General features: G+C 54.0%; 12 protein-coding genes. 6 read left to right on the plus strand and 6 right to left on the minus strand.

Annotated features, from left to right (window positions below; genetic code table 11):
• The first annotated feature begins 45 nt into the window (after nucleotides 1-45).
• From JRG72_01325 to JRG72_01350, 6 genes are all read left to right on the plus strand, one after another.
• Complete coding sequence (locus JRG72_01325) at nucleotides 46-2,529, plus strand: PAS domain S-box protein (GenBank protein MBW2133861.1); 2,484 nt, start codon at nucleotides 46-48, stop codon at nucleotides 2,527-2,529.
• Between the two features lie 190 nt (nucleotides 2,530-2,719).
• A complete protein-coding gene (locus JRG72_01330) occupies nucleotides 2,720-2,944 on the plus strand; it encodes an AtpZ/AtpI family protein (GenBank protein MBW2133862.1) in 225 nt (74 codons plus the stop codon).
• Nucleotide 2,945: 1 nt separating this feature from the next.
• Nucleotides 2,946-3,386, plus strand: coding sequence for an ATP synthase subunit I (locus JRG72_01335; protein ID MBW2133863.1), 441 nt, complete (start codon nucleotides 2,946-2,948; stop codon nucleotides 3,384-3,386).
• Nucleotides 3,361-4,038, plus strand: a complete 678-nt coding sequence (gene atpB / locus JRG72_01340; GenBank protein ID MBW2133864.1) for a F0F1 ATP synthase subunit A — start codon at nucleotides 3,361-3,363, stop codon at nucleotides 4,036-4,038. Before JRG72_01335 ends, atpB begins: the two co-directional genes overlap by 26 nt.
• An 88-nt stretch (nucleotides 4,039-4,126) precedes the next feature.
• Nucleotides 4,127-4,486: an ATP synthase F0 subunit C gene (gene atpE, locus JRG72_01345; protein MBW2133865.1), complete on the plus strand. Its 360-nt coding sequence runs from the start codon at nucleotides 4,127-4,129 to the stop codon at nucleotides 4,484-4,486.
• Nucleotides 4,487-4,597: 111 nt separating this feature from the next.
• Complete coding sequence (locus JRG72_01350) at nucleotides 4,598-5,233, plus strand: redox-sensing transcriptional repressor Rex (protein ID MBW2133866.1); 636 nt, start codon at nucleotides 4,598-4,600, stop codon at nucleotides 5,231-5,233.
• Here the strand turns inward: JRG72_01350 and uvrA are convergent.
• The 6 genes from uvrA to ftsZ form a co-directional block, all read right to left on the minus strand.
• The gene (uvrA, locus tag JRG72_01355) at nucleotides 5,209-8,043 is read right to left on the minus strand and encodes an excinuclease ABC subunit UvrA (GenBank protein MBW2133867.1); all 2,835 of its coding nucleotides are present in this window, start codon (nucleotides 8,041-8,043) and stop codon (nucleotides 5,209-5,211) included. The genes JRG72_01350 and uvrA overlap by 25 nt on opposite strands.
• 98 nt (nucleotides 8,044-8,141) lie before the next feature.
• Nucleotides 8,142-9,350 carry a 2-oxo acid dehydrogenase subunit E2 gene (locus JRG72_01360; protein MBW2133868.1) on the minus strand — a complete coding sequence of 403 codons (1,209 nt, stop codon included), beginning with the start codon at nucleotides 9,348-9,350 and terminating at the stop codon, nucleotides 8,142-8,144.
• A gap of 85 nt (nucleotides 9,351-9,435) precedes the next feature.
• Nucleotides 9,436-10,206, minus strand: a complete 771-nt coding sequence (locus tag JRG72_01365; protein MBW2133869.1) for a hypothetical protein — start codon at nucleotides 10,204-10,206, stop codon at nucleotides 9,436-9,438.
• Nucleotides 10,207-10,425: 219 nt separating this feature from the next.
• Complete coding sequence (locus JRG72_01370) at nucleotides 10,426-10,623, minus strand: hypothetical protein (GenBank protein MBW2133870.1); 198 nt, start codon at nucleotides 10,621-10,623, stop codon at nucleotides 10,426-10,428.
• 65 nt (nucleotides 10,624-10,688) lie between these two features.
• On the minus strand, nucleotides 10,689-12,452 hold the full coding sequence (locus JRG72_01375; protein ID MBW2133871.1) for a radical SAM protein: 1,764 nt from the start codon (nucleotides 12,450-12,452) through the stop codon (nucleotides 10,689-10,691).
• Between the two features lie 72 nt (nucleotides 12,453-12,524).
• Complete coding sequence (gene ftsZ, locus JRG72_01380; GenBank protein ID MBW2133872.1) at nucleotides 12,525-13,733, minus strand: cell division protein FtsZ; 1,209 nt, start codon at nucleotides 13,731-13,733, stop codon at nucleotides 12,525-12,527.
• Nucleotides 13,734-13,765 lie beyond the last annotated feature (32 nt).

Consider the following 13,765-nt stretch of genomic DNA (forward strand, 5'->3'; position numbering starts at 1 on the left):
ATGAAGATGACTGCTATCCAGGAAGCCAAGGGAGGGAGTAAGGAAATGGCGACCAATCCGACTAAGCAAACAGATCGCGCCCTTCTTTCCGAAAAATGGGAAGCGCGCGCCGCCTTAGAGACTGATCACTATGAAGAGCTGCTGCTCTTCAATGAAATTGCTACCATAACTGCTCAGGCCTTAAGTGTGCAAGAGGTGCTCGACCTGATCTTGAACCGGGTCTTGCAATTTCTAGGGGTGTCGGCAGGGATCCTGTTGCTTTGGGACCAACCCGGAGGTCGCCTTAGTCATGCTGCCTCCCAGGGTTTTCCCAACCATTATTTGGTTAAGATCAATGAATCTCATATTGAAAAGGTTATTGGGCCCTATCTCATGCATGCTACCCAGCCGTTGATCATTCATGATGCGGCCAACGACCCGCGGTTGCAGACCTCCACCTTCTCCGATTTCATCCGTAAGGAACCCCGCTTCCAGGCAATGGTCAGCATTCCCTTGCGATATCGGGAACGGATGATCGGTTTTCTCAACCTGGCCGATGAAACTCCTGCACTCTTCTCCTATTCCCGCAAAAAATTCTTTGGCATCCTGGGCAATCAGATAGGCTTGGCCATTGACAATGCCCGTCTGTCCAATGAGTTGCGGCGCTCTGAACGGCGTTATCGCCGAATTTTTGAAGGCTCCAAGGATATGATTTTTGTCACCGATCAGGAGGGGCGGCTGTTGGATATTAACCCCGCCGGGGTGGAACTGCTGGCCTTTCCGTCCAAATACCAGGCCCTCAGGCTTGGCAACCTGTCGGCCATTTTTGAAAATCCTCGCGATTGGGAGAAATTCCAACGCCAAGCCGAATATGGTGGCTTTGTCCGCGATTTGGAGGTTACTCTTCTCCGCCGCGATGAGGCCCGGATACACGTGTTGTTAACCGGCATTGTCCGTAGAAAAAGAGACGGACAGATTACCGGGTACGAAGGGATTGTTAAGGATATCACCGAACGCAAGCGCATTGAACAAGAGATTCTAAAGGAGAAAAAGACTACCGAAGGTATTCTAGAGGGCATGCCGGTTCCTACCTTTGTCATCAATCGGGACCATCAGATCATCTATTGGAATCGGGCCTGTGAAGAATTGACCGGTTATAAGCGGCAGGAACTATTGGGTAGTTACCGGCTCTGGCTGCCCTTTGCTCTCCATGAACGCTCCAGTATGGCCAACTTGGTAGTGGAACAAAATATCGAAGCTTTGCGCCGGTTTTATGGCGATAAAAATTTGAAGAAATCCCCTAACCTGCCCGGGGCCTATGAGGCTTATGAACGCTTTGAAAATCTCCGCCGGCCCCAGGAACGTTATCTGTATTCCACCGCCTCCCCGATTTACGACGAACAAGGCCAGATTCAGGGAGCCGTCCAATCGATCCTGGACATGACCGATCGTGAGAAGCTGGCCCAATACCTGAAGGAATCAGAAGAAAAATATCGTTGCCTGGTGGAAACCTCCCTGGATGGCATCGCCTTGCATGCCCATAAAAAATTGCTTTACGCCAATAAGGCTTGCCTGGAGATGTTTGGCTATTCATACCTTGAGGAATTACAAGGAGTAGATTTTCTGGGTCTCATTGCTCCCGCTTACCATCAGGTCATTCTGCGCCGGTTGCCCGGAATCAGCCGTCGCAAAGGCCCGCCCCGAATCTTCGAACTGAAAGGCATTAAAAAAGACGGGACCGAGTTTGATATCGAAGTGATATCCTTTCCCACTTCCTTTGGGGGCCAATCAGCGCTCCAGACCCATATTCGAGATATTACCGAAAAGAAAAGGTTGGAGGAGCAACTTATCCGTTCCGAAAAGATGGTAGCCCTGGGGCAATTGGCCGCTGGAGTGGCCCATGAAATTAATAATCCCCTGGGCGGCATCCTGGTGTTTGGCCACCTGCTCCTGGAGGATCTGGGGCCGGACCGGCCGGAGCGCGCCAATGTGGAAAAAATCATCCGAGAGGCTACCCGCTGTCAGGAAATTATCAAGGGATTGCTCGATTTCTCACGTCAGTTGCCTTCAAAAATGGTGCTGACCGATATCAACTCGGTCTTGGAAGAAGTCCTGTCTTTGGTCGAAAACCATCTCCTGTTCAATAATGTCAAGGTTAACCGCCAATTTAACTCCAATCTGCCTCCCCTCAAGGCCGACAAGAGTAAGCTGGAACAGGTCTTTATCAACCTGTTCATCAACGCCGCCGAAGCGGTTAAGGGAGAGGGGACCTTGAACGTATCCACCAATCTAATCCATCACAGCGATATCATTGAAATCCGGATATCCGATGACGGACCGGGCATTCCCGAAGCCTACCTGAACCGGCTTTTCGATCCTTTCTTTACCACCAAGGAAGTGGGACGCGGCGTGGGGCTGGGCCTGTCGATCAGTTACGGCATTATACGCAAGCACCTGGGACGCATTTACGTTGACACTTCAGTGACCCCCGGCACGACCTTTGTAATCGAGCTGCCGGCTCATAAGCCCGGGAGATTATCCTTAGATTAATCCACCAGCTGAACTGATATGTCGGATTAAAGATGAGCTTTCTGAAATTGTTGAAGCACTGGCCCTCTCCAGAAAATAATCTTGTTTAAAGAAAAAATATTGACTTCCCCAAAAGCTTATGGTAGTTTTGCCCATGTGAGTTTTTGCACGAACTTGGTCTCCCGGGGCCGGTCTGAGTAAGGGATAATGGTTGGAAAACGAAACCAAAAGATACCTTAAAGACTTATTCCAAGGGCTTTATCGTGCCAGTGCGATTGGCTTATCACTGGTGCTCGCAATTTTTATCGGGGTGGGCATCGGGTGGTTACTGTCCGAATATTTTGATAATATGATTTTTTTCTACCTAGGCCTGATCTTGGGGATCATCGCGGGTTTCCGCAATCTATATATTATGAGCAAGCGGACCAAACTCTGAGATGGATGTCCAACTGATGTCTCCCCGCCACCTGAAGGTGGCCAACTGGATCATCTTAGCCGCACTGGTGCTGTTGGGCTGGCTGTGGCTGGGGGGAGCTTTTGCTTTAGGAATCCTAGTGGGCGGCCTATTAGCCATAATAAACTTTTATGCCCTGGCGCATGTCCTGTCCGGTACCTTGAACCGGTCTTCGGGGGAGGTGCAAAAATGGGAAGTTGGAGGACGCCAGGGGGTATTGTTCCTGAAGAATATCATTCGCCTGACCCTCATGGGGGTCATCATCTATTTTGTAATCAAATATAACCTGGTTAATATCTGGGGATTGGTGGTGGGTCTGTCCATTGTAGTTCTCACTCTGATCCTGATGGGAATAAATGAAATTAGGAAGCTCTATTTAAAGGAGGCCATAGCCGGTAATGGAACATCCAATTCTATTTCTTGATGTGATTTTAGGATTTTTTCATGTCCATATTCCTCCCCACCTAACCTATTCATGGCTGATTATGGCCATGCTGATCGGGCTGGGTTACATGGCCAGCAAACACCGGTCCTTGGTCCCGGCGGGAGGACAGAATTTTTTTGAGACCTTAATCGGGGGCCTGGAAGAATTTATGGTGGAGATCACCGGTGAGGAAGGCCGGGCCTTCTTTCCCTTCATTGCCACCCTGTTTATCTTTATCTGGGTCTGCAACCTTATTGGTCTGATTCCAGGCTGTTATTCTCCCACGGCCAACATTAATACGCCCTTGTCCATGGCCCTGTGTACTTTCGTTTTTACCCACTATCTAGGGGTCAAATACCACGGTATAAAATATATCAAGCATTTCTTGGGACCGATTCCCTGGTTGGCACCGTTATTCTTCCCCATCGAAGTCATCGGCCACTTTGCCCGGGTTTTATCCCTCACTCTCCGTTTGTTCGGCAATATCATGGGTGAAGATCTGGTGTTGATGATCCTCTTGTTGCTGGCCGGGAAATTCTTGGCACCGCTGCCCATGATGTTCTTGGCGGTGTTCACCAGCACGGTGCAGGCGTTCATTTTTACCCTGCTGTCCATGATGTATTTTGCCGGCTCTATGGAAGAGGCTCACTAAATTATTGGAAGAAGGCCAAATTATCATATAATTAACCTTATTAAGGGAGGTATTACAGATGTCGAGGAAACAATGGATGGTCATCGGGATGACCTTGCTGTTCACCCTGCTTTACTGCTCCCTGGCAATGGCCGCCGAAGCCAAAGGCGCTGGTGCGGCCACCGGCGCCAGTCTGGCCCGGTTCTTTTCAGCAACGGTGATTGCCGCCGGTATCGGGATCGGTATTGCCGCGTTTGGCACTGGCATCGGCCAGGGCATCGCCATCCAGCGGGCGGTTGAAGGTATTGCCCGGAACCCGGAAGCTTCCGGTAAAATCACGGTGACCATGTTGATCGGTCTGGCCATGATCGAATCTCTCTGTATTTACGCTCTGGTCGTGGCGCTGATCATCCTCTATGCTTATCCGATGGCAAAGCCGATTGCTACCGCGCTAGGCTTCCAGATGTAAATTGGAATTTTCTACCCTGGGGGCCGGATCGGCCCCCTTTTTCAAACCCTAGCCTTGTGCAAAGAAGTACATTCTTAGGACTCAAAAAGCATCTCGGGGCTGGCTCAGTTTATGAAATTCTCTAAGATTCCTTCGGCCACAATCACCCGCTTATCCCTGTATTCTCGTTCGCTTGAAGAATTATGTCATAACAACGTCAAAATCATTGCTTCGGATAAGTTGGCCCAGAAATGTGGGGTCAACCCGGCCCAAGTCCGGAAAGACCTGGCTTATTTCGGGGAATTCGGGGTGCGCGGGGTTGGCTATTTCGTTAAGGAATTACTCTTTGAGATCAAAAAGATTCTGGGGTTGAATAAACGCTGGAAAATGGCCCTGGTGGGAATCGGCAATCTGGGTTCGGCCCTGGTCGCCCATGAGAACTTTCCCAAGCAAGGATATGAATTTGTGGCGGTCTTTGATATCGACCCAGCCAAAGTCGGACACCGTCTGCCCAGCGGCCAGATGATCCATCATATCGACGAGATGGACCGCCTGATCGCCGAACAGGAGGTTGAAATCGGAGTGATCGCCACACCTGCCAATCAGGCCCAGAACGCCGCCCGGCGTCTGATCAGCGCGGGGGTTAAAGCCATCCTCAATTTTGCTCCGATCCAGATCCAGGTCCCGGAAGGCTTTATTATTGAAAATGTTGATTTTACCGTTAAATTGGACAATCTCGCTTATCACCTGACCATGGAAGTAGTCTGATCCAACAGTGGCCGCAAGTATTGGCCGGTATACGACCCCGCCACCCGGGCCACCTCTTCCGGGGTTCCTTGAGCTACTAATTGTCCACCAGCATCGCCCCCCTCGGGTCCCAAATCAATCACGTAGTCTGCGGTCTTGATCACTTCCAGGTTGTGCTCAATGACAATCACCGAATTGCCCGCCTCTACCAGGTGGTTGAGCACCAGCAGCAGTTTCTCGATATCGGCAAAATGCAGCCCGGTGGTCGGTTCATCTAGAATATAGAGGGTGCAGCCGGTAGCCCGACGGCTCAATTCCCGGGATAGCTTGATACGTTGAGCCTCCCCGCCGGATAGGGTAGTAGCGGGTTGGCCCAATTGAATATAACCCAGGCCGACTTCCCTCAAGGTGTCGAGCCTGGACCGCAGGCCAGGCACGGCATGGAAAAATTCAGCGGCCTGATCAACGGTCATCTGGAGGACTTCGGCAATGTTTTTGCCCTTATAACGGATTTCCAGGGTGCTGGGATTAAAACGCTTCCCCCGACAGACCTCACAATTGACATAGACATCCGGCAGAAAATGCATCTCAATCTTGATCACCCCGTCCCCGTTACAGGCCTCGCACCGTCCGCCCCGGACATTGAAGCTAAAGCGTCCGGGTTTATAACCCCGGGCCCGGGCCTCCGGGACCTGGGCAAACAGTTCCCGCACCAGGGTGAACAGTCCGGTATAAGTGGCGGGATTGGAGCGGGGGGTGCGGCCGATGGGGCTCTGGTCAATATGGATGACTTTGTCGATTTGATCCAGACCATGAAGCCGACCATAGGCCTGCGGCCGCCTTTTGGCACGGTAGAACTTCTGGCATAAAGCCCAATATAAGGTGTCCATGATCAGGGTGCTCTTCCCCGATCCCGACACCCCGGTGACACAGGTCAGCAACCCCAGGGGTATGGAGACGGTTAGATCTTTCAAATTATGGCCCCGGGCCCCTTCCAGGGTCAGATAGCCCTGAGGAGTGCGGCGCTGGTTGGGGATGGAAATGGCCCGCGCCCCGGAGAGATAAAGTCCGGTCAGGGAATGCGAATCCTGGCTGAGCCGGTAAGGAGAGCCGCTAAACACTACTTTGCCGCCCTGATTACCGGCCCCTGGACCCATGTCCACCACAAAATCGGCGTTGCGGATGGTGTCAGCGTCGTGTTCTACCACAATGACGGTATTGCCCAGGTCACGCAGGGTCTTCAGGGTTTGGAGAAGCCGCAGGTTGTCCCGCTGGTGCAGGCCGATGCTGGGTTCGTCCAGGATGTATAGTACTCCCATCAGCTTGGAGCCGATCTGGGTAGCCAACCGGATGCGCTGCGCCTCGCCTCCGGAGAGGCTGGCCGTGGTCCGGTTCAGGGTCAGATAATCCAGGCCGACATCGATTAGAAACCTTAAACGCTCGGTAATCTCTTTAAGAATCCGGCGGCCAATGGCCATCTGTTGCCAGGACAATTGTAGACCGTCAAACCAGGCTTTGGCCTGACCAACGGTGTAGCCGGTAATATCGTAGATATTAACGCCATCGATCCGGACTGCCAGGGCCTCCCGGCGCAGTCGCGCCCCACCACAGGCCGGACAGGGCTGAACGGTCATGAACCGCTCGATTTCTTCCCGGATAAGCCCTGAATCGGTCTCCCGATAGCGACGCTGCAGGTTGGTGATCACCCCCTCAAAGGGACGGGGCTCAAAGATGCGCCGGCCATTGCGTTCGAAAAAGAAATTGATCCTTTCCGACCCCGAGCCGTAGAGTAGGACCTGTTGAAGCTGGGGGGCAAGCTCCAAAAATGGCGTCCGGATGGAAAAATGGTAATGATCTTCCAGCGCTTCCAGGATATGGCGCAAATAAACCGAATTGCGGTTGGCCCAAGGCAGAATGGCCCCATCCCGGATGCTCAGTTCGGGATCCGGGACCACCAGCTCCGGATCGATGACCAGCTGCGTCCCCAGGCCGCTGCATTCCGGACAGGCACCCTGAGGGCTGTTGAAGGAAAACATCTGGGGCGTCAGTTCCGGGTAACTGATGCCACAGGATTCGCAGGCAAATCTCTGGCTGAACAACAGCTCGCTGCCCCCTACCACATCGACCTTGACCACCCCATCGGACAGCCCCCCGGCCAGTTCCAGGGAGTCGGTCAGCCGTGGTTCCAGGCCTTCCTTAATGATTAGGCGATCGATGACCACGTCAATGGTGTGGCGCTTATTTTTATCTAAGCTCAGAGGTTCATCCAGATCAAACAGTTCGCCGTTTACCCGAACCCGGGTATAACCCTCCTGACGCAGCCGCTGCAATAGCTTGTGGTGCTCCCCCTTGCGATTGACCAACACCGGGGCCAGGATGGTAATGCGGCGGCCGGCCGGCAGACTCATCAGGTTTTCCACCATCTGGGGGATACTCTGAGAGGCAATGGGCCGGCCACAATTGTAACAATAGGGGGTGCCCAAACGGGCAAACAACAATCGCAGGTAATCATAAATCTCGGTGGCGGTGGCCACGGTCGAACGCGGGTTTTGACTGGCCCGGCGCTGCTCGATGGCGATGGCCGGCGACAGCCCTTCAATAAAATCCACATCAGGCTTGTCCATCAGTTCCAGGAACTGGCGGGCATAGGCGGACAGCGACTCTACGTAGCGTCGCTGACCTTCGGCATAAATGGTATCAAAGGCCAAGGTAGATTTACCGGAACCGCTGACTCCGGTAATGACTATAAATTTGTTGCGGGGCAGTTCCAGGTCAATATTTTTGAGGTTGTGCTCCCGCGCCCCCTTGATCCGAATTTTGTTTAGGGCCATGGTTTATAAGTATTTAGAATAATATTTACCAGGATAAAAATATTGGATCTATTATTTTCCAAAATTATCAGGGCATTAGCCCTTGTGTTCTCCACTGTTTAGCCACCCACCAGCATCAGTACCGGGTCTTCCAGGTGGGCCACGACCTGACGCAGAAACCGAGCGGCTTGGCCGCCATCGACCACCCGATGATCAAAAGTCAACACCAGCGGCAGGATGTGGCGAATCTGGATTTCGCCCTGCCAGACCCGGGGCAATTCCTGCCGCCGCCCCACCCCCAGGATTCCCACTTCCGGGTAGTTCATGATCGGCGTCCCCCACAGTCCGCCCACGGCCCCATAGTTGGTTATAGTAAACGTCCCACCCTGGAGGTCGGCAATATCAATGCTGCGGTCCCGGGCCTGGACCGCCAGGGATTGGATTTCAGCGGCCAGTTCCAGGATGCTTTTATCCCCGGCATTCTTGATCACCGGCACCATCAGGCCGGCGGGGGTATCCGTGGCAATGCCAATATTATAATACTTCTTTAAGATAATCTCTTCGGCCTGGTCGTTCAGAGTGGCATTTAAAAAAGGTTGTTCTTGGAGTGCAGGGATCACCGCCCGAATGATGAACGGCAACAGGGTCAGATGAATGCCCCGGCTCTGAGCCACCTGGCGCTCCCGTTGTTTAAGGGCAAACAACTCGGTAATATCGGCTTCGTCCATCGCGGTGACCGGCACCGTGGACTGGAAAGAGCGGCTGACGTTCCGGGCAATAGTGCGCCGCATCCCCTTGAAAGGGACATGCTCGATATAGCCATAGAGGTCATATTTGCGGACCTTGTGCACGGCTGGCGGAGAAGGCGCAGCGGCTTGGCGCACATCGTCTTCCAGGATGCGGCCCTCAGGCCCGCTACCCCTTACTTGGGCCAGATCAATACCCAGTTCTTTGGCCAGCTTGCGCACCACCGGGGTCGCCAGTGCTGCCCTTTTCGGCTCTTCCGAAGACGGGGGCCCCTCCGGGGGGGCTTCTTCCAGCTCTCCCACTACTCCGACTCCGGTCGGGGGCGTTGGGGCCGCCGCCTCCCCTGGGTCTCCCAGAATAACAAAGACCTCTCCGACCTTGATGGTAGCGCCCTCGGCAAACACTAGTTTTAACACCACGCCATCCCGGGGGGCCGGAATCTCCACCACCGCCTTGTCGGTCTCTATCCGGGCCAGAGGTTGTCCTTCCCGGACCCGATCTCCTTCCTTAACCAACCAGGCCAGTAACTCCCCTTCGGTTAATCCTTCCCCGACATCGGGCAATTTAAATTCCAGCGGCATGTCAATCTCCGGATTAGCGTCTAGCTCTTTTAAGAGGTTTCAGTTTTAGGAAAACATGGGTAGAAAAGTACCCGGGACGTCGGCGTCAGCTCGGCGACCCAGACTCGGCAGGCAAAAATCGAGGGGCCAGCGCATAGCGCACCCGGTTAGCCTTCTCCTCATTATGCCGTAAGATTTCATGTTGGAGCAGCAGACTCAAATAAATCCAGGCGGTTTTTTTATTCAAGCGGAAATGCGTCTCAAAATCAAGCAATCGGAACCATCGTCCCTGGGACTGGGCCAGAAAATCTATTAACCCCTCGACCGACAGCTTGCGGTTGCCGCGCTGTGGTAAAGGCACCGCCGCCAGGGCTTCTCGTAAGGCGGTTTTCTGGACCGGCTCGATCTCCACAGCAGGGCTGATGTTGATCTGGGAAGCAGGCTCTGCTTCCGCTCGGGCAGGGCTGAGGGGCAGCCATCCACCTCTTAACTGACTAAAATAGTTGGTCATCTGTTCTTCAATAAGGCTCATCAGGCGGAAAAATTGCGATAGGGTGATCTCCCCGGCCAGACGCTGCACCAGAAAATTTTTCACCTGTTGTTTGACGAATCTGGTCCGTTCGATATTGTTGACCGGCAAGCCTTCGGCTTCCATCATCACCTGGAAAAACATCCCGGCCACCAGCGTGGTGTCCAAAGCCTGATCCGGAGGCCGGGTACGGACCAGACCGCCCTCTTGCACCCGAAACCTACTCTGCGCCACGGCCCAGCGGGCAAAATCCGCCTCAAATTTCCCCAAATGGGCCGGAGCCAGCAACTCCACCGCAGCCCGACTCAAATTTCGAACCGTTTCCAGACGCACATCCTCAGCAGCCATTTACCCCTCCCTAGGTAAAATATCCCCCCGAAATAGAGACCAGTGCCTAATCAGTGACCGTATGAAAACTTTTCCCTCCTATAGCACATGCCAGCTTGCCCCTTAGTGAAAATTTAATATTCAGGGCTTTTCTTATTTTAATAATAGATTAAAAAGAGTGATAGAGCAATAGCCGTGTATGCTTCCGTGATTATGATATTGATAGGACCCCGTAAGGCCTTAGCTGAGGCTGATCATCAAGTAAAGGCCGAGGAAAATTAATACCGAGGCCCCAACGGTGCCCCATTTTTGCCAAGCCAGGGTCTGAGGACTCATCCTGACCTGACGTCGCCGGGCCGAGCGGCGCATAAAATTGTTGACCAGTAGAATGATCATACCGATCAGGGCCAGCAGTGAACCGAGAGTTGTCTTGTCCATGTCTTCCTTTCTGAATCTGCCTTATGGATTAATCTGATTATGGCCATAAATCCGCCAGGTCTTTGTCAAGCTTGATAATTTGAGGAGGGGCGGCAGACCCCGCAGCGCCGACAGACCTGGGGGTCGCAAGGCGGGGTCTCCTGGCCGGCCAGAGCCTGTTGATATTCCTCCCAGAGATATGATTTTTCCAGGCCGTGATCGATAAAATCCCAGGGGAACAATTCCTCGGCCCCCCGAGGGCGGAGTACGAAAAAATCCGGGTTAAGCGGGCTCAAGCGAAAGGCCGCGGTCCAGTTCCCGCCAGCCCGGTGCGCGGCCAGCAACATCTGCGCCACTCGCCGATCGCCTCGGGCCAGCAGGGCCTGGATATAGGCCCACTTGGGCAGATCAGCATGGACCCGCACTTGAGGGCTGCCTTTGAGTTCGCGCTTCACCAGTCTGATCCGGTCTTTTAGCTCCGGCAGGTCCAAGAATGGCACCCATTGCAAAGGGGTAAAAGGTTTAGGGATAAAAGAATGGAGGCTGACGGTGATGTTGGCCAACCGCTTCCGCCCCCGGCTGGATTTGGTTACGGCATGTTTCAGGCGTTTCACCAACCGGGCGATATCCCGCACCTCTTCCCGGGTTTCGGTCGGCAACCCCACCATAAAGTAGAGGCGCAATCGGGGGATTCCGGCCTGGCGTAAATTAGTCACCGCATTAATAAGCTGTGCTTCGCTGAGGCCTTTGTTAATCACCCGGCGCAACCGTTCACTCCCAGCTTCCGGGGCCAAGGCAATAGATTTAACCCCCCCGCGGGCCAGCAGTTCAAACAATTCTCGATCCGTGGAATCAGCCCGGATAGAACTGATGCCTAACTGCCCCCCGGCCTCCACCACCTGTCGGCAAATCTCGTGGATGGCGGGATGGTCCGAAACCGCGGCCCCCACCAGGCCGATTTTCTGGCGCTGGATCAGACCGAGCTTAATCTGACGGCTCAATTCCGGGACAGACCGGAAGCGGGGCGGCCGGTAGATAAAACCCGCGGCACAGAAACGACAGCCGCGGCCACAACCCCGGCTGACTTCCACCAGGAACATCTGGCCGAACTCACTGGCCGGGGCGATTATATGGCTATGACAGGGATGAACATCCAGGTCCGCGGGATGCAGGGCCTTTACTTGGGCCGGGTAGCCAGGGGCCGGAAGGAATGCCGCCAGGGTGCCGTCGTCCTGATAAACCGGACGATAGCCGGCCGGAACATAGACCCCGGGCTGGTTAGCCGCCAATTCTTGCAGCATCTGGCGTCGATCCCTAGCAGACCGCCCGCCAGTGGCCAGGAATTGGAAAAAATCAGCGACCTGGACCTCGGCCTCTCCCAGAAAAAAGGCATCAATAAATGGCGCCAGCGGCTCGGGATTGAGGAAGGTGGTCACCCCGCCAGCCAATACCAGCGGGAAATTCGGACCCCGTTCAAGTGCCAGGAGGGGAATCCGGGCCTGCTCCAGGATTTTCAATACCTGGGGATAGTCAGCTTCATAGGGGATAGCGAAAGCCAGGGCGGCAAAATCGGTCAGGGGCCGCTGCGATTCCAGGGAGAGAATCGGGGTGCCGGTGCGCTGATATTCCGGCCACAGGTCCGCAGGGGGCAGGAAGGCCCGCTCACAGGCCAGGTCAGGATGATCGTTAAGCAAGTGGTAAACGGCCTGAAATCCTAAATTACTCATCCCCACTTCATAGACCTGGGGATAGACCAGGACCAGGGGCCAGCGATGGCCCCATTCACGGCTGATCGCCCCTTGTTCCTGGTCGAGAAGCTTTTTCAGGTGGGCAATGATTTTTCTTGACATCTAATGGGGGTGGGAGGCTGCACAGGGACGGAAGTATCCTGCATTAAGGCTGCCGCCCCGGATAATTTTAATTCAATCGGCCTGATGGCGCATGAAAGTAGGGATATCCAATTCATCCTCCTCGTAGTGGAGATCTGGATGCACAACGTTTCTTTTGTTCGCCACCAGTTCCAGGTTAGTTCTTTTTTGGCTGTCCCCCCGGGTCATCTCCCGGAGCCGGGACAGATCCTCTTCTTGCCGAATTATGGTAGGGATTTCAAGTTCCTCTGGGGAATTGGCCTCGATTCTGGGCGCTCGCCGGGTTTTTTCCGGCTCCGGTTTTTTCCCGATGCCGGTGCCAATGACGGTCACCCGGGCCTCATCCTCCAGGGTTTCATCGACCACCCAACCGAAGATAATATTGGCATCCTCGTGGGCCTCCTCCTGGATCAGCGAACAGGCATCTCTAAGTTCATCCAGGGAGAAATCCATGCCGCTGGTAATATTAATCAGGATGCCCCGAGCGCCCCGCAGGGTCAGATCTTCTAACAAGGGGCTGGAGATGGCCTTTTGAGCCGCTTCCACGGCCCGATTGGTGCCGCTGGCAATGCCGGTACCCATCAGAGCCATGCCCATTTCGCTCATAATAGTGCGGACATCGGCAAAATCGACATTGATGTGGCCGGTAACCATGATCAGATCCGAAATGCCTTTCACCGCGTAGAGCAGCACTTCGTTGGCCTTGGCAAAAGTTGCCAACCCCGGGGTATTCTTGGTATCCAGACTTAACAGGCGGTCATTGGGAATGGTGATCAGGGTATCGACAACTTTTTTTAACTCTTCAATGCCCGCCTCAGCCTGACGCATCCGTCGCTTGCCTTCAAAATAGAAGGGCTTGGTCACCACCGCCACGGTGAGAGCACCGATGTCTTTGCTGATCTCAGCAATGATAGGGGCTCCACCGGTACCAGTGCCGCCCCCCAGACCAGCGGCAATAAAAACCATGTCAGCCCCTTTAAGGATTTCGCGCAGGCGGTCAGCATCTTCCAGGGTGGCGTTACGCCCCACCTCCGGATCCCCTCCGGCTCCCAAGCCCCGGGTTAAATTCTCCCCCAATTGGATCTTTATCGGCGCGGTGTTCCTGTCTAAAGTTTGGGCATCAGTATTGGCGGCAATAAAATCTACCCATTTCATATCTGCCTTGATCATATCATCGACCGCATTACCACCGCCGCCCCCAATCCCCAGAACCTTTATTTTAGCCGAGGATTCGCTTTCCACCAATTGAATATTTATACCCATTGCTCTCCCTCCCCACAGAAACTAATTAAGAA

Source organism: Deltaproteobacteria bacterium (assembly GCA_019309545.1).
Lineage (GTDB): Bacteria > Desulfobacterota > Desulfobaccia > Desulfobaccales > Desulfobaccaceae > Desulfobacca_B.

Excerpts from the sequence above, each read along its gene's own strand:
- JRG72_01325 (MBW2133861.1), top strand. The coding sequence starts at position 46 with ATGGCGACCAATCCGACTAAGCAAACAGATCGCGCCCTTCTTTCCGAA.
- JRG72_01335 (MBW2133863.1), top strand. The coding sequence starts at position 2,946 with ATGGATGTCCAACTGATGTCTCCCCGCCACCTGAAGGTGGCCAACTGG.
- atpB (MBW2133864.1), top strand. The coding sequence starts at position 3,361 with ATGGAACATCCAATTCTATTTCTTGATGTGATTTTAGGATTTTTTCAT.
- atpE (MBW2133865.1), top strand. The coding sequence starts at position 4,127 with ATGACCTTGCTGTTCACCCTGCTTTACTGCTCCCTGGCAATGGCCGCC.
- JRG72_01350 (MBW2133866.1), top strand. The coding sequence starts at position 4,598 with ATGAAATTCTCTAAGATTCCTTCGGCCACAATCACCCGCTTATCCCTG.
- uvrA (MBW2133867.1), bottom strand. The coding sequence starts at position 8,043 with ATGGCCCTAAACAAAATTCGGATCAAGGGGGCGCGGGAGCACAACCTC.
- JRG72_01360 (MBW2133868.1), bottom strand. The coding sequence starts at position 9,350 with ATGCCGCTGGAATTTAAATTGCCCGATGTCGGGGAAGGATTAACCGAA.
- JRG72_01365 (MBW2133869.1), bottom strand. The coding sequence starts at position 10,206 with ATGGCTGCTGAGGATGTGCGTCTGGAAACGGTTCGAAATTTGAGTCGG.
- JRG72_01370 (MBW2133870.1), bottom strand. The coding sequence starts at position 10,623 with ATGGACAAGACAACTCTCGGTTCACTGCTGGCCCTGATCGGTATGATC.
- JRG72_01375 (MBW2133871.1), bottom strand. The coding sequence starts at position 12,452 with ATGTCAAGAAAAATCATTGCCCACCTGAAAAAGCTTCTCGACCAGGAA.
- ftsZ (MBW2133872.1), bottom strand. The coding sequence starts at position 13,733 with ATGGGTATAAATATTCAATTGGTGGAAAGCGAATCCTCGGCTAAAATA.